A 17522-nucleotide genomic window follows, 5' to 3' on the forward strand; every position below is an offset into this window, starting at 1 on the left:
GACCATCATCGTGGGCAAATTATGTAAGCCCCCCAGGTGTTGTCGATGCGTTACCTAGTTTTTTTGTTGTTGGCATTGTTTGCCAGCCTGGGCCAGGCCCAGGCTGGCAACAATCCATTTGAAACCAAACCCGACTTTCTTCCCGTCGACAAAGCCTTCACCTTCACTTCCGAACGCCTGGAATCCGGTGAGACTCAACTGTTCTGGCAAATTACCGACGGCTATTACCTGTACCAGAAACGCTTGAAGTTCGACGGATTGCCTGTCGGGCAGCATCCTGCGTTGCCGGAAGGTGAAGCCCACAGCGACGAGTTTTTCGGTGAGCAGCAAGTCTACCGTCAGGGCCTGGAACTGAAGATTCCGGCGGGGGCCAGCGGTCAGGTCAAGGTCAGTTACCAGGGCTGCGCCGATGCCGGTTTGTGTTATCCGCCGCAAACCAGAGTCGTGGACCTGGGCAATACCAATGCGCGGAATGCGGCCACTGAAGCACCGGACCAGGCGCTGGCCAGCGGCCTGCAACAACGGGCACTGGGCTGGAGCCTTTTGCTGTTCTTCGGCCTGGGCCTGTTGCTGGCCTTCACGCCTTGTTCATTGCCAATGCTGCCGATCCTGGCCGGGTTGATCGTCGGCAGCGGCGCTTCGCCCAAACGCGGTTTCGTCCTGGCCAGCAGTTACGTGGTCAGCATGGCGCTGGTGTATGCGGCGATGGGTGTCCTGGCCGCCTCCCTCGGGGCGAACCTGCAAGCCTGGTTGCAGAACCCCTGGCTGCTGGGCAGTTTCGCGGCGATTTTCGTTTTGCTGGCGCTGCCGATGTTCGGTTTCTTCGAACTGCAACTGCCAGTGGCAGTGCGTGATCGCCTGGAAAACGTCTCGCGCAATCAACGCGGCGGCAACCTGATTGGTGCCGGAGTGCTGGGTGCGCTCTCCGGTCTGCTGGTCGGCCCGTGCATGACCGCTCCGCTGGCCGGCGCCCTGCTCTACATCGCGCAAAGCGGTAACGCGTTGCATGGTGGGTTGATTCTGTTTGCCATGGGCATCGGCATCGGTGTGCCGCTGCTGTTGCTGGTGACCGTCGGCAATCGCTTCATGCCCAAGCCCGGCGCCTGGATGAACCTGGTCAAAGGCATTTTCGGCTTCCTGTTCCTCGCCACTGCATTGCTGATGCTGCGCCCGGTGCTGGACGAATCCCTGTGGGTCGGTTTGTGCGGTGCGCTGCTGTTGATCGTGGCCTACAGCGCCTGGAAACAGTCGGAAGGTTTTGGCCGTATCGCGCACCTGTTTGGCGCCAGTTCGTTGCTGCTCGGTTTATGGGGTGGCCTGTTGGTGATCGGTGCGGCCGGTGGCGGCGATGATCCGTTCAAGCCATTGCAGGTCTACCGCGCCTCGAACCAGGCTGTGGCCGCCGTGCCGGTTGGCCACGATGCCTTCACCACCATCAAGGATCCGCAGGCACTGCAACGGGAGCTCGACGCCGCGCAGGCTCAGGGCCAGTGGGTGCTGCTGGACTACTACGCCGACTGGTGTGTGTCGTGCAAGGTCATGGAAAAACAGGTGTTCGGCAAAGCCAATGTCAAGGAAGCCCTGAGCGATGTGCGCTTGCTCCGACTGGACGTCACCGCCGACAATGCCGCCAGCCGCGAACTGCTCGGCCGCTACAAAGTGCCAGGGCCTCCAAGTCTGCTGTGGATTGGCGTGGACGGTGAAGAGCGGCGCAGCCAGCGCATCACCGGCGAGGTCGATGCCGATACTTTCCTGCAACGCTGGACCACCACCCGAGACGCCCGTTAATGCTGACCTTCACCCTCGGCACCTTTGCCATCGCGCTTAATCACCTGCTGCTGATCAGTGCGCTGGCGCTGGCCACTTTTGTCGGCTGGCGGGTCGCCAAGCGTGGTGGTGAAAACCCCGAGTCGGTGCTGTTCAGCCTGTTTCTACTGGGCATGCTGGCGGCCCGAATCAGTTTCGTGGCGGCCTATTGGGTGCACTATCGCAATGATCCGTGGCAGGTCATCGACCTGCGCGATGGCGGTTTCCTCGCTTGGCCGGGGGTGGTCGTGGTTTTGCTCGCCACGCTGTATCGCGGCTGGCGTCGCCCGGGTCTGCGCCGTCCATTGGGCTTTGGCGTAGCCAGTGGCCTGGCGTTCTGGCTGTTGGCGACGTTCTCCCTGTCGATTTATGAACAAGGCACACGCCTGCCGGAAATCGCCCTGCGCAACGCCGCCGGCGAAACCGTGCAACTGGCCGACTACAAGGGCGGCCCGTTGGTGATCAACCTCTGGGCCACCTGGTGCCCACCGTGCCGCCGGGAAATGCCGGTGCTGGAAAACGCCCAGCAACAACGGCCGGACCTGACGTTCCTGTTCGTCAATCAGGCGGAAAGCATGCAAAGCGTCGCGACCTTTCTGGAAACCCAGGGTCTGAGCCTGTCCAACGTGCTGTTCGACGGCAGCGGACGTCTGGGCCAGGCCGTCGGTTCCATGGCATTGCCGACTACGCTGTTCTACAACCCCGAGGGTCGCCTGCTGGGCAGCCATCTGGGCGAGTTGTCGGAGGCCAGCCTGGCCCGCGCACTGGAAAACTTCGACACCGTACCCGCCACCTCTTCAAGGAAATTGCCATGCCCCGCCTCCGCCACCTGCTGACCCTGAGCCTCGGTGCCGCCCTGTTGCACCTGCCATCGGTGCAGGCCGAAGAGTTGCCCGATGCGATCAAGAAAATCGAGGCCAAGGGCGCGAAAATCGTCGGCCAGTTCGATGCCCCTGACGGCTTGCGCGGTTATGCCGCGCAATACCAGAACCGCGGCATGGCGCTGTACCTGACCCCGGATGGCAAACACGTGTTGCTGGGCAACCTGTATGACGCCGAGGGCAATGACCTGAGCAGCGCACCATTGCAGAAACTGGTGTATGCCCCGATGGCCAAGGAAGTCTGGGCCAAGTTCGAAACCAGCAACTGGATCGGCGACGGCAAAAAGGATGCGCCGCGCGTGGTGTACCTGTTCAGCGACCCGAACTGCCCGTACTGCAACATGTTCTGGGAACAGGCCCGGCCGTGGGTCAAGGCCGGCAAGGTGCAGTTGCGCCACATCATGGTGGGCATCATCCGCGAAGACAGCCCGGGGAAATCCGCCGCACTGCTCGCGGCCAAAGACCCGGAAAAAGCCCTGCAGGACCACGAAGGCGCTGGCAAGGACAGTTCGCTCAAGGCCTTGAAGGAAGTGCCGCCGGCGATTCAGGCAAAGTTCGCGGCCAACATGCAATTGATGGAAGAACTGGAGTTACAGGCAACGCCGGCGATTTTCTACATGGACGACAAGGGTAATCTGCAACAGCAGCAAGGCGCGCCGTCGCCGGACAAACTGGCGAAGATTCTCGGGCCGAAGTGACAGCACTGACGCCATCGCGAGCAAGCTCGCTCCCACAGGGAAAGGTGATTACCTGTGGGAGCGAGCTTGCTCGCGATGGCGTCGGTAGATTCGATTAATCCCGGTCGGCCAAAAACGCCAGCAAGGTTTCAGTCACAAACCCAGGATTCTCCAGATTGGAAATATGCCCCGCCTCCGGTACCAGCAACCACGGGCAGCCAATCAGCTCAGCCATTTCTCGGGCTTCACTCGGTGGTCGAGGCTTGTCCTGATCGCCGCACATCACCAGTGTGGTCGCTGCGTCCAGTTCGCCCAGACGCGATAACTGGTCATCGCGCCCAAATGTAATCCGCCCCATCGGCACGATGCTTTCACGCAGGCGATCCGCGGGTAGAGCCGCGAGGGAAGCACGAAAATCCCGGTAGAGCGCCGACTGCGGATCAATGCCCGGCCGGAAGAAAATCGGCACCACGATATCCAGCAGCGCTGGCGTGATGACACCCGCCTCTTCGATCTGCTTCAACAGTGAAAAGTAATACTGGCGAGTCGGCTCCGGTTCGGCGCCGAGGTAGGTGTCCATCAACACCAGGCCGTTGAGCCGGTGCGCTGCCGACAGCGCCAGGCGCACGCCCCACATGCCGCCAACCGACAAACCGACCAGCGTGACCCGCTCGATGTCCAGATGATCGAGCAGGACCAGAGCCTGACGCGCAATGTCATCCAGCGACGTCGTACCGACAGGCATTGGCCCCGATTCGCCGTGGCCCCACAGGTCCAGGGCGATCACCCGATACTGTTGCGACAGCGCGGCGATCTGCGGTGCCCACATCGCCTGATCCCACAGGTAGCTGCCGGCTAGCAGGACTGCCGGGCCGGTGCCTTGATCGATGTAGTGAAGGGGTTGTCCGTCCAGGGTTACGAAGGGCATCGAGTGTCTCCGCTAGAAAAAATGGAGCAGGAAGACTGAGCGGCTGACGGACAGCCGTCAATCGCCAGAATGTATGCGTTTGTACAATCGCCATCGCGGGCAAGCCCGCTCCCACAGGGTTCGAGGTGTTCACCCACCATGAGTACACCATCTAACTTGTGGGAGCAGGCTTGCCCGCGATGAGGCCGGTCCAGTCGCTCGAGATTACAACCCCTCCAGCTCCGCCATCAGGTCGTTCAAACGATCCACCTTCTCCTCGGTGATCTCGCTGGCCGCCAACCCGTCGATGTACCGGGCCAGCTCCTCCACCGTGCTGCACTCGAACATCGCCCGCAACGGCACATCCCGTTGCAGGGTTTTCTGCACCCGCGAGGCGATTTGCGTGGCCAGCAGCGAATGCCCGCCCAACTCGAAGAAGTTGTCGCGAACGCCCACCTTCTCGACCTTCAATACCTCGGCCCAGATGTCTGTCAGGGTCTGCTCCAGCTCATTGCGCGGCGCCTGGTAATCCTGGCTTTGCAGTTGCCCGATCTCCAGCGCCGGCAGGGCCTTGCGGTCCAGTTTTCCGTTGGCGTTGAGCGGCAGCTTGTCCAGCCACAGCCAGTGCAGCGGCACCATGTATTCCGGCAACTCGGCACGCAGGCGTTGCTTGATGCGCTCCAGGCGTTCAGCCGGATTCAACACCACATCCGCCGCGACCAGATAACCCACCAGATGCTTGCCGTTCACCCCTTCCTGAACGCCAACTGCGGCATCACGAGTCTCCGCTTGCTCATGCAGGCGAGACTCGATTTCACCCAGTTCGATACGGTAACCACGGATCTTCACCTGATGGTCGACACGGCCGACGTATTCCAGCACACCGTCACTGCGACGGCGGGCCAGGTCGCCGGTGCGATACAGGCGCTCACCCGGTGCACCGAACGGGTTCGGCACAAACACCGGTGCGGTGCGCAGCGGATCGCCGACATAGCCGCGGCCGACCCCGGTCCCCGCCACGCACAGTTCACCCACCGCGCCCAGCGGCACCAGTTCCAGCGCTCCGTCGAGCAGGTATAAACGGTTGTTGTCGGTCGGCGTGCCGATCGGCAGGTAGCTGCCGCGAGTCGAAGCCATATCTACGCGGAAGAACGCCACGTCATCCGAACACTCTGCCGGACCGTAGGCATTCACCAGCCCGATCTGCGGATAGCGCAGCAACCATTGATGCGCCAGTTCCGGCGGCATCGCCTCACCCGTCGGCAGCATCCAGCGCAAGCCGTCAAGGCTCATGCGCTCCTGGGCGAGCATGCCCTGGATCAGCGACGGCACGCTTTCCAGTACGGTGATGCCCTGGCCCTGTACATGGGCCAGCAAGCCCTGGGGATCGTGGGCGATGGTGTTCGGCACAATGTCCACCCGGGCGCCGAACAAGGGCGCGGCGAGGAACTGCCAGACTGAAATATCGAAGCTTTGCGAAGCGGTTTGCGCGATCACGTCGGCGTCGCTCAGGTTCAGGTACGGCACCTTGCTCAACTGGTTGTTGAGCATGCCGCGCTGTTCGACCATCACGCCTTTGGGCAAACCGGTGGAGCCGGAGGTGTAGATCACGTAGGCGAGGTTGTCCGATCCGCTGTAGACACCAGGATTGTCCGCCGACAGCGCAAGGGCCTGGACTTCCTCCCAGACCAGCAGCCGTGGCCGGCTGGCGCAGCCGGACTCGTCGAGCAAGGCCTGCGCCTGTTCACGACACGCTTGCGTGCACACCAGCAATGGCGTGCGGCTCAGATCGATGATCCGGTTCAGACGCTGACTCGGCAAACCCGGGTCCAGCGGCAAGTAACCCGCCCCCGCCTTGAAGCTGCCGATGATCATGCCCAGCAAATCGAGGCTGCGTTCGGCCAGCAAGGCCACCGGTTGATCGCGCCCGACACCGGCGGCGATCAACGCATGGCCGAGGCGGTTGCTGCGCTGGTTCAGCTCAAGGTAGCTGTACTGCTGATCAACACAACTGGCGGCAATCCGCTGCGGGTGCCGGGCGACTTGCGTTTCAAACAATGCAACGTAGCTCTGCTCCAGCGGGTAATCCTGTTCGCTCTGGTTGCAGCCATGGATGAGGAAGTCCTGCTCCTCGGCCCCCAGCAACGGCAGGTCGGCCATGTCGCCATGGAAACCGTCCACCAACGCCAGCAGCAGACGCTTGAACTCACCGAGCATGCGCTCGACTGTGGCCTCATCAAAATAGCGCTGGTCGTAAGACAGGTGCAAACCCAGGTCATCCCCCGGATAGCACACCGCTGTCAGCGGGAAGTTGGTGTGGGTCCGGCCCGAATCCGAGTTCGCGTTGAGGCTCTGCGCACGGTCCAGCACCGAGACCTCCACCGGAGCGTTTTCGAACACGAACAGGCTGTCGAACAGCGGCTGGCCCTTGGGCAGTTCGCTTTGCTCCTGAATGTTCACCAGCGGCAGGTATTCGTATTCACGCAATTGCATGTTGTGGTCGAGCAAACCGCTGAGCCACTGGCGCACGCTGCAACGCTGGCCGTCCTCGGGCATCTTCACCCGCAGCGCGATGCTGTTGATGAACAGGCCGACGGTGCGCTGCATCTGCGGCATGTCCACCGGACGCCCGGCCACGGTGACGCCGAACAGCACGTCGCGATCACCGCTCAAACGCCGCAGCACCAGCGCCCATGCCGCCTGGGCGAAGGTATTGATGGTCAGCTGATGGGCCTGGGCCAGTTCGCGCAATTGCGCGCCGTCACGGGCATCGAGCCTTGTGTAGCGGTCGCCGACGATCATGCCGCCGCTGTCGCCGGCATGTTCGCGCAGCAATGGCCGGTCGCTCGGGATCGGTGTGGTCCGTTCGAAACCCTGCAGGTTGGTTTTCCACCACTGCCGTGCTTCGGCCAGGCTTTGGTGCTGCAGCCAGCCGATGTAGTCGCGATAACGTGACACAAGCCCAAGCTGCGCTTCCCGACCTTCGCCGAGGGCGCTGTAGATCTCGAAGAAATCGTTCATCAGCAGCGAACGGCACCAGGCGTCGATGAGGATGTGGTGGTTGCTCATCATGAACCAGTAGCGCGCTGCGCCCACACGGATCAAACGCAAGTGGAACGGCGCATGATTGAGCAGATCGAACCCGGCCTCGCGTTCGGTCTTGAGCAGGGATTGCAGCTTCGGCTCCTGCTCGGCTTCGGCGAGATCGCGCCAGTCGAGGTATTCGATCGGCGTGCTGCCCGGTTTGTGGATCACTTGCAGCATGTCCTCGCCGACGTTCCAGCAGAACGACGCGCGCAACGCTTCGTGGCGGGCGATCACCGCTTGCCAGGCCTGGGCGAAACGCTGCGGGTCGAGTTCGCTGTTGATGCGGTAGCGGTCCTGCATGTAGTACAGGCCGGTGCCCGGCTCCAGCAAGGTATGCAGCAGCATGCCTTCCTGCATCGGGGTCAGCGGGTAGACGTCTTCGATGACGGCGGCCGGGACCGGCAGCGCATCCAGTTGCGTCTGGCTGAGATTCGCCAGCGGGAAGTCCGACGGCGTCAGGCCACCCGCGTCATCGCGCAGGCAATGTTCGATAAGGCTTTGCAATTCGCCGAGGTAAGCGTCCGCCAACTCGTCGATGGATTGCGGATCGAAGCGTTCGGCGCTGAAAGTCCAGCGCAGCACCAGTTCACCGCCATACACCTGACCGTCGACGCTCAGTTCGTTGGGCAGCGGGGCATTGCCATCGTGGGCCGCGCCAATGGCTTCATCCAGCGGATGGAACAGCGCGTCCGCCCCGAAGCTCTGGTCGAACTGGCCGAGGTAGTTGAAGGTGATCGGCGCCACCGGCAACCCGGCCATGCGCTGGCGACTCTGGTCATCGGCGAGGTAGCACAGCACGCCATAGCCCAGGCCTTTGTGCGGCACGGCACGCAATTGCTCCTTGATCGCCTTGATCGACGCGCCGTGCCCGGCGGCTTCTTCGATGTTCGACGGGGTCAGGCGCAGGGGATAGGCGCTGGTGAACCAGCCGACGGTGCGGGTCAGGTCGATGTCGTCGAACAGCGCTTCGCGGCCGTGGCCTTCCAGTTGAATCAGCGCCGATGGCTGACCGCTCCAGCGGCACAGCACGCGGGCCAATGCAGTCAGCAGCAAGTCGTTGACCTGGGTGCGATAGGCACTCGGTGTCTGTTGCAGCAACTGCCGGGTACGCTCGCTGTCGAGGCGTACGCTGACGGTTTGCGCATGCCGGTTCTGCCGCCCGCCCTCGGGGTGGTCGCAAGGCAAATCGGCGGTGGCCCCGGCCAGTTGCGCCTGCCACCAGCCCAGTTCTTCGCGCAGGGACTCGCTGCCGGCGTAGGCCTGCAAGCGTGCGGCCCAGTCCTTGAAGGCGCTGGTTTTCGCCGGCAGTTTCACCGACTGCTGCGCGTCCAGTTGGCGATACACGGTTTGCAGATCGTCCAGCAGCACGCGCCATGAAACGCCATCGACCACCAAATGATGAATCGCGATGAACAGTCGTTGCTGACCTTCAGGGCCATCGACCAGCAACACGCGCAGCAACAGCCCGTCTTCAAGGTCGAGGCTGCGCTGGGCATCGGCGAACAAGGCCGCGCATTTGTCCATGGACGAAACGTGCACCTGCCACAACACCGGCGCTTCGGACATCGACTGGTGCGCGGCATGCCATTGGCCGGCGACCTTGCTGAAACGCAGGCGCAAGGCGTCGTGCTGTTCGATCACCGCCAGCAGTGCTTGCTCCAGACGATGGGGTTCGAGGACGACAGTCGGTTGCAGCAACAACGCCTGGTTCCAGTGCTGGCGTTGCGGGACGTCGGTGTCGAAGAACCAGTGCTGGATCGGCGTCAGACGCGACTCGCCGATGATCAAGCCCTGCTCGGCGCTGACCTGCTCGCTGCGAGTGGCCACGGCGGCGAGGGTCTGCACGGTCTGGTGCTGGAACAGGTCGCGAGGGCTGAAGTGAATGCCCTGCTGCCGCGCCCGGCTGACCACCTGGATCGACAGGATCGAGTCGCCGCCCAGTTCGAAGAAGTTGTCGTTGAGGCCAACCTGTCCGACGTTCAGCACTTCGCACCAGATCTGCGCGAGGGTGATTTCGAGTTCGTTGCCGGGCGCCACGTAGTGTTGGCGATTCAGCTCCGGGTCCGGCGCCGGGAGCGCGCGGCGGTCGAGTTTGCCGTTGGCGGTCAGCGGCATGCTGGCCAGCAGGATCAGGTGCGTGGGCACCATGTAGTCTGGCAGCTGCGATTTCAGATACGCCTTGAGGGCTTCGCGCAAGACCGATTGCGGTGCTTCGTTCTGTTCGGCGACGTCCGTCACCAGATAGCCGACCAGTTGCTTGCCACTCGGTGCGTCGAGCGCAAGCACCACTGCTTCACGAATCGACGCATGCTCAAGCAAACGGGTTTCGATCTCGCCCAACTCGATGCGGAAGCCGCGAATCTTCACTTGATGGTCGATGCGTCCGAGGTATTCCACCAGGCCGTCGGCGCGCTGGCGCACCAGGTCGCCGGTGCGGTAGATACGCCCGCCGCTGGCGGCAAACGGATCGGCCACAAAACGCTCCGCGGTCATGCCCGGACGCTGGTGATATCCCTGGGCCAGGCCCGCGCCACCGACGTACAACTCGCCCGTCGCGCCCTGCGGCACCAACGCCAGGTTGGCGTCGAGAATGTAGGCCACGCGGTCGCCTATCACGCTACCGATCGGTACGCTACCGGCGCCCTCTTCCAGTACTTCAGGGGCAAGACTGGCCAGCGGCATGACCACGGTTTCGGTCGGGCCGTAGGCGTTGAAGAACTGGCTCGGCTTGAAGGCTGCGCGAATGCGCGCCAGGTGTTCACCGGTCAGCGCTTCGCCGCCGGTGATGATCATGCGCACCGGCAGGGTTTCATTTTGCGTTGCCAGCCATTGCGCCAACTGGCTGCCGTAGCTTGGGGTGAAACCGAGAACGTTGATCTGATGGGTGCGGATCAATCCGCAGATTTCTTCAGCGTCCCACTGGCCCTGCGCACGCAGCACCACTTGCGCCCCGCTCAACAACGGCACCAGCAAACGCTCGGTAGCGGCGTCGAAGTTGATCGAATAGAAGTGCAGTTCGCAATCGTCCGGGCGCATGCCAAAGCGCTCGATCACGGCGCGGCAGTGCATGGCGATTTCGCCGTGGGACACCACCACGCCTTTCGGCTTGCCAGTGGAACCCGAGGTGTAGATCAGGTATGCCTGATGTTGCGGCAGGCTGATCAACGGCAGCTCGGAAGTCGGGTAGCTGGCCAGTGCGGCGGTGTCTTCTTCAAGACACCAGCGGCCGACGGTCGCCGGCAATTCGCCCAACGCCTTGAACATCGCCGCATCACTGAGCAGCAAACCGATGCCGCTGTCTTCGATCATGTAGTGCAAGCGGTCCAGCGGGTACTCCGGATCCAGCGGCACATAGGCGCCGCCGGCCTTGAGGATCGCCAGCAGGCCGACGACCATCTCCAGCGAGCGCTCCAGTGCCAGCCCCACACGCACCTGCGGCCCGACACCACGCTCGCGCAGCATCCAGGCCAGGCGGTTGGCGCGGCTGTCGAGTTCGGCATAGCTCAAGGTCTGCCCGGCGAAGGTCAGGGCCGGAGCGTCATTGCGCATCAAGGCTTGCTCGGCGAACAGGTGATGGATGCACTGATCCAGCCGGTGTTCGCCCGGCTCGACGCCAAGACTGTCGAGCAGATGTTGTTGTTCGCCGCACGCCAGCAGCGGCAGCTCACTCAAGCGCTGCTGCGGATCGGCAATCAGCGCCTCCAGCAGGTTGCGCCAATGCCCGGCCATGCGCGCGATGCGCGGTTCGTCGAACAGATCGGTGCTGTAGGTCAGGCAGCAACCGAGGCGATGGTCGAGGTCGGTGACTTCCAGGTTGAGGTCGAACTTGGTCGCGCGGGCATCGTTGGCCAGGTACTCGACCGTCATGCCGGCCAGGCTGCGGCTTTGCTGGAACTCCCAGCGCTGCACGTTGCACATCACTTGGAACAACGGGTTGTAGGCCGCGCTGCGGGGTGGTTGCAAGGCTTCCACCAGATGATCGAATGGCAGGTCCTGATGGGACTGGCCTTCGATCACCGTGTGGCGCACCTGCTCGAACAACTCGCCCACGGACATCTGCCCGTCGAGCCGGCAGCGCAGCACCTGCGTGTTGAGGAACGCACCGATCAGCCCTTCGCTTTCCGGACGAATGCGGTTGGCCACCGGCGCGCCGATGCGCAGATCGGTCTGGCCGCTGTAGCGGTACAGCAACGTAGCCAGGGTGGCGGTCATAGTCATGAACAGGGTCAAGCCGTTTTGCGCGTTGAAGGCGCGGACCTTTGCCGCGAGCTCATCGCTGAGGTCAAAGCGATACAACTCCCCCTGATGGCTTTGCACCGGCGGACGCGGACGGTCGGCCGGCAACTCCAGCAACGGGTGTTCGCGGCCCAGTTGCGTGGTCCAGTAATCGAGCTGGCGCTGACGCTCGCCGGACTCCAGCCACTGACGCTGCCACACGCTGTAATCCAGGTACTGCACCGGCAACGGCGCCAGCGGTGATTCACGATCATCGACGAACGCTTCGTACAGCGCGCTGAGCTCCCGGGCAAAAATGTCCATCGCCCAGCCTTCGGTGACGATGTGGTGCAGGGTCAGAACGAAGTAGTGTTCCTGTTCGGCGGTCTTGACCAGACAGGCGCGCAGCAAGGGTCCGGTTTCCAGATCGAATGGCTGGTGCGCTTCGTCGTCGGCCAGTTGCTGCACCTGCCACTCGCGGACTTCGGCATCCAGCGCGGTGAAATCCTTCCACGCCATGCGCACGCCGGTTTGCGTGTGCACCTGTTGGCGGGCGACGCCGTCGATACTCGGGAACGTGGTGCGCAGGGTTTCGTGACGCAGGATCAGGGCTTGCAGCGCCGCCTCGAAACGCGCCACGTCGAGCACGCCGCGCAGCCGCGCCATGCCGCCGACGTTGTAGGCCGGGCTGTCGGGCTCCATCTGCCAGAGGAACCACATGCGCTGCTGGGAATAGGACAGCGGCACCGGTTGGCTGCGGTCGACTGTTTCAATTGGCGGCTGCTTGTTGGTGCTGCCGCTGGCCTGGATCAGGCGAACCTGTTCGGCAAAGGCACCGAGTTCGCTGTGTTCGAACAGCGCCCGCAACGGCAACTCGACGTCGCAGGCCTGGCGGGTGCGGGAAATGATTTGCGTGGCCAGCAGCGAGTGGCCGCCGAGGGCAAAGAAATCATCGCGCAGGCCGACTTGCGCCAGGCCCAGCACTTCGCGCCAGATACCGGCGATGCGTTGTTCCAGTTCAGTCACTGGCTCGACGTGCTCGCGAACCTGCCACTGCGGTTCCGGCAAGGCGCGGCGGTCGAGTTTGCCGCTCGGGCCGAGGGGCATTTGTTCCAGGCGCATCAGTTGCGCCGGCACCATGTATTCCGGCAGTTCGGCGGCCAATGCGCTTTTCAGGCGCGCGGTTTGCTCGGCTTCGTCCCCGGCATTGTTCGCTGCGGTGTAGTAACCGATCAACTGCGCCCCGGCCACGGTGTCGCGCACCAGCACCACGGCTTGCGCAACGCCGTCCTGGGCCAGCAGCCGCGCCTGGATTTCCTCCGGTTCAACGCGGAACCCGCGCAACTTGACCTGCTGATCGAGACGGCCGAGGTACTCGATCACGCCGTCCGCCGTCCAGCGTGCCCGGTCGCCGGTGCGATACAGGCGTGCGCCCGGCTCGCCCAATGGATCGACCACAAATCGTTCGGCAGTCAACGCCGGGCGGCCGAGGTAACCACGGGCCAGGCCAACGCCGCTGATGCACAGCTCACCCGGCACGCCGGCCGGAACGGGATTGAGATCGCTGTCGAGCACGCGGCAGATCACATTGCCCAGCGGCCGGCCAATCGGCGAGCGTTCGCCATCGGCGCTGGAGCATTGCCAGTGGGTGACGTTGATCGCGGTTTCGGTCGGGCCGTAACGGTTGTGCAGTTGCACCGCTGGCAGCTGCGCCAGCACCCGGTTGCGCAGCTCCGCCGGCAAGGCCTCGCCCCCGGAGAACACCCGGCGCAGGCTGGTGCATTCAGCGCTTAGTGGTTCGTCGATGAACAGCGAAAGCAGCGGCGGCACGAAGTGCAATGTGGTCACGCCGTACGCCTGCACCAACTGCGCGATGCGGTGCGGATCGCGGTGTTCGCCGGGACCGGCGATCAACAGGCGTGCGCCAGTGATCAGCGGCCAGAAGCACTCCCACACCGACACGTCGAAACTGATCGGCGCCTTTTGCATCAGCACGTCGCTTTCGTTCAGGCGATAAGTGTCCTGCATCCATTGCAGGCGCTCGGCCAGCGCCGCATGGGTGTTGCCGACGCCTTTGGGCTGGCCGGTGGAACCGGAGGTGTAAATCACATAAGCAAGGTTATCGCCATGCAGGTGCAGTCCCGGCGCATGGCTTGGCCAGTTGTCCAGGTGCAGGGTGTCCATGGCGATCACGCTGACACCCTCGCTGGCCGGCAAGCGCTCGAGCAATCGGGTTTGCGTCAGCAGCAATTCAACACCGCTGTCGCTGAGCATGTAGGCCAGGCGCTCGGCGGGGTAATCCGGGTCCAGCGGCACGTAGGCGCCACCGGCCTTGATGATCGCCAGCAGGCCGATCAGCAGTTGCGGCGAACGCTCGCAAGCGATGGCCACGCAGACGTCCGGCCCCACACCTTTGTCGCGCAAGTAATGGGCCAGACGGTTGGCCCGGGTGTGCAGTTCGGCGAAGTCCATCTGGCCGCCGTCCCACATCAACGCCGGGCGCTCAGGTGTCAGGCGGGCCTGTTGGTTGAGCCACTCAGGCAGACATTGACTGGCCGCTGCGCAGGGTGCGCTGGCCCAACCCGATTGCTGAAGCTGCTCGGCAGCCGTCAACAGTGGCAGGTCACCGACGGCGGTGTCCGCTTGCTCGCAGACAGCCCGCAGCAGGTTGCTGAAATGCTCGGCCAGACGCTCGATGGTCGCGACCTCGAACAATTCGCTGGCGTAGTCGAAGGACAAAGTCAGGCGACCGTTGCGGTCTTCTTCGCTGTGCAATTGCAAATCGAACTTGGCTTCGCGGCTATGCCACGGCAGCTCTTCGGCCAACAGCCCCGGCAGGCGCTTCAAGGCGCTGAGGTCGCGTTGCTGATGGTTGAACATGACCTGGAACAGGCCCTGCTCGCGGGCTTGCGGGAAGGCTTCCAGCAGTTGTTCGAACGGCAGGTCCTGATGCGCTTGCGCACCCAACGCCGCCTGACGGGTCTGCGCCAGCAGCTCAACGAATGGCAGGCGTGAGTCCACCTCGGCACGCAGCACCTGGGTATTGATGAAGAAGCCGATCAGGCCCTGGGTTTCCAGGCGCGGACGGTTGGCATTGGGCACGCCGATGCGGATATCTCGCTGGCCGCTGTAGCGCTGCAACAAGGTCTGGAACGCAGCCAGCAACAGCATGAAGGCGGTCGATTCATGGGCCTGGGCGGTCTGCCGAATCGCATCGCTCAGGGCCGCGCCCAGACGCACGGTGTGGCGAGCGGCGCTGTGCAGTTGTTGGGCAGCGCGTGGATGGTCGGTGGCCAGGCTCAGGGTTGGATGCTCATCACCCAAGCGGTCTTTCCAGTAGGCCAGTTGCCGCTCGCCCTCCCCTTGCGCCAGCCATTGCCGCTGCCAGCTGGCGTAATCGGCGTACTGCGTCGGCAATGGCGCCAGCAGCGCTTGCTGGCCCTGGGAGGCGGCCGCATACAGGCGCGAGAATTCGTCGATCAGCACATTCAGCGACCAGCCGTCAGCGATGATGTGGTGCATCGTCACCAACAACTGATGGTCTTCGTCGTCGAGGCGCACCAGCGTCACCCACATCAATGGGCCTTTCTCCAGATCGAACCGGGTCCGCGCTTCGTCCTCGCGGATCTGCTGTGCCCGGGCCTCACGCTCGGCAGCCGGCAGGTCGCTGATATCGATCAGCTGCAGGTTGAACCCGGCCGCCGCATCCACCTGTTGCAACGCCACGCCGTCACGTTCGAAGAATCGCGTGCGCAGGGATTCGTGGCGCTCGATCAACTGCTGGAAACTGGCGCGCAAGGCGTCCTCATCCAGCTCGCCGCGCAGGCGCAAGCCGCCGGGAATATTGTAGGCGCTGCTGTGCGGGTCGAGTTGCCAGGTGATCCACAGGCGGTTTTGTGCCAGGGATTGCGGCATCGGTTGCTGGCGCGAAAGCGCCGTGATCGCGCCCTGGGCCAGGCCACCGTCCTGTTGCTGGAGGGCCACGACATCGGCGAATGCGCCGAGGGTCGGCGCTTCGAACAGCAGGCGCAGGTTCAACTCCAGACCGAGCTCTTCACGCAGGCGCGCCACCACTTGCGTCGCCGCGATGGAGTTGCCGCCGAGCAGGAAGAAATGATCGTCGGCGCCCACCTGCGCAACTTGCAAGTGCTCACACCAGATCCGGCCGATCAGGCTTTGCAGCTCGGAGCCCGACTCGATCGGGCCTGCACTTTCGGTGGCGGCCGACGGGAACATCGCGTAGCTGTCGAGACTGCCGTCCGCCAGGCGACTGCGGCACGCCGAGCGTTGCAATTTGCCGCTGGACGTCTTGGGCAGCGCGCCCGGATTGAGTAGCAGCACCACGCTCGGCGCTTGCTGATACGCCTCGGCGACGGCTTGGCGAATGGCTTTGATCAAGGACTCGGGCGGCAGGATTTTCTGCACGCTGCGGCTGATTTCGGCCGCGATGCCGATGCCTTCCTGACCCTCGATGGTAACGGCGAAGGCGGCAACCCGGCCTTTGCGCACCACTTCCACTTCGCGCTCGACGGTCTGCTCGATGTCCTGCGGGTACAGGTTGTGCCCGCGCACGATCAGCATGTCCTTCAGGCGCCCGGTGATGAACAGCTCGCTGTTGCGCAGGAAGCCCAGGTCTCCGGTGCGCAGCCAGGTCTGGCCGGTGTGCCGAACGAAGGTCTTGGCCGACGCCTCGGGGTTGCGCCAGTAGCCTGAGGCGATGCTCGGCCCGCTGGCCCAGACTTCACCGACGACGTTGTCGGCCTGTTCGCTGAGCGCGACCGGGTCGATGATCAGCACCGCGTGCGCCGGCTGGCTGATACCGCAACTCATGATCGGGCTGCCCTCGCCCGCTTCGACACGGTTCTGCGCCAGGGCCTGATCGTCCACCCGCAGGTTGCCAATGCCTTTACCGCGCGCTGTGCCGGCCACGAACAAGGTGGCTTCGGCCAGACCGTAGGAGGCCATGAAACTGTCCGCGGTGAAGCCGCAGGTGGCGAACTTGTCGGCGAAGCGTTCCAGGGTGTCGAGGCGAATCGGTTCGGAACCGGAATACGCCACGCGCCAGCCACTCAGGTCGAGCCGTTCCAGGGCCGACTCGCTGACTCGCTCGCTGCACAAGCGATAGGCAAAATCCGGCCCGCCGCTGATCGTGCCGCCGTATTCGCTGATCGCCTCCAGCCAGCGCAGCGGCCGGCCGAGGAAATACGCCGGAGACATCAACACGCAAGGCACGCCGCTGAAAATCGGCTGCAGCAGGCCGCCGATCAGACCCATGTCGTGGTACAGCGGCAGCCAGCTGACGATGACGTCGTCGGGGTTCAGGTCAATGCCGAAACCGTGGCGAATCAGCAATTCGTTGGCCACCAGATTGCCGTGGCTGACTTGCACGCCTTTGGGCAGCGCAGTGGAGCCGGAGGTGTATTGCAGGAAGGCGATGTGATCGGCCTGCAAGTCCACCGCGACCCGGCGCTCGGCCAGTGCACCGTCGAGGGTATCGACACACAGCAGCGGCGGTGCCCCTTCGATCTGCTGCAACCCATCGCGCAGCCCGGCGCTGGTCAACAGCAAGCGCGGCTGGGCATCGCTGATGATCGACAGCAGGCGTTCCTGGTGATGACGGCGCGTCGACTCCGGCGGGTAAGCCGGCACCGCGATCACTCCGGCGTACAGGCAACCGAAGAACGCCGCGACGTAATCCGGGCCGCTGGGGAACAGCAACACGGCGCGATCGCCAACATCCGCTTGCGCCTGCAATGCGCCGGCAATCGTCCGCGCCCGCAGATCCAGTTCGCGATAGCTGAGCACCACAGCCTGATCCGGGGTCTCGGCAAGAAAGCGCAGGGCCACCCGATCCGGCGTCAGGGCCGCGCGGCGCTGAAGGGCTTGGACCATTGTGCTGGGGAGTTCGAACGCGTCGGTCATGAGGTTTCCTGCCTGAATTCGGCTGTA

General features: G+C 63.6%; 5 protein-coding genes. 3 read left to right on the forward strand and 2 right to left on the reverse strand.

Features of this window, described 5'->3' with window-relative positions; translation table 11 throughout:
- The first annotated feature begins 45 nt into the window (after positions 1 to 45).
- The 3 genes from dsbD to dsbG are packed head-to-tail and all read left to right on the forward strand — an operon-like array spanning position 46 to position 3385.
- Positions 46 to 1788, forward strand: a complete 1743-nt coding sequence (gene dsbD, locus AC3IT6_RS20680; protein ID WP_489352416.1) for a protein-disulfide reductase DsbD — start codon at positions 46 to 48, stop codon at positions 1786 to 1788.
- Positions 1788 to 2642, forward strand: coding sequence for a TlpA family protein disulfide reductase (locus tag AC3IT6_RS20685; protein WP_489352418.1), 855 nt, complete (start codon positions 1788 to 1790; stop codon positions 2640 to 2642). The genes dsbD and AC3IT6_RS20685 overlap by 1 nt, the downstream gene beginning before the upstream one ends.
- Positions 2618 to 3385, forward strand: coding sequence for a thiol:disulfide interchange protein DsbG (gene dsbG, locus AC3IT6_RS20690; protein WP_150755976.1), 768 nt, complete (start codon positions 2618 to 2620; stop codon positions 3383 to 3385). Before AC3IT6_RS20685 ends, dsbG begins: the two co-directional genes overlap by 25 nt.
- Positions 3386 to 3479: 94 nt before the next feature.
- Here dsbG and AC3IT6_RS20695 read toward each other — a convergent pair whose 3' ends face one another.
- Complete coding sequence (locus AC3IT6_RS20695) at positions 3480 to 4292, reverse strand: alpha/beta fold hydrolase (RefSeq protein WP_489352420.1); 813 nt, start codon at positions 4290 to 4292, stop codon at positions 3480 to 3482.
- 204 nt (positions 4293 to 4496) lie between these two features.
- Entirely contained in the window at positions 4497 to 17495 is a 12999-nt protein-coding gene (locus tag AC3IT6_RS20700; RefSeq protein ID WP_489352422.1) for a non-ribosomal peptide synthetase, read from the reverse strand.
- Between the last annotated feature and the right edge of the window lie 27 nt (positions 17496 to 17522).

It is taken from the genome of Pseudomonas sp. KH_017, from assembly GCF_057840285.1.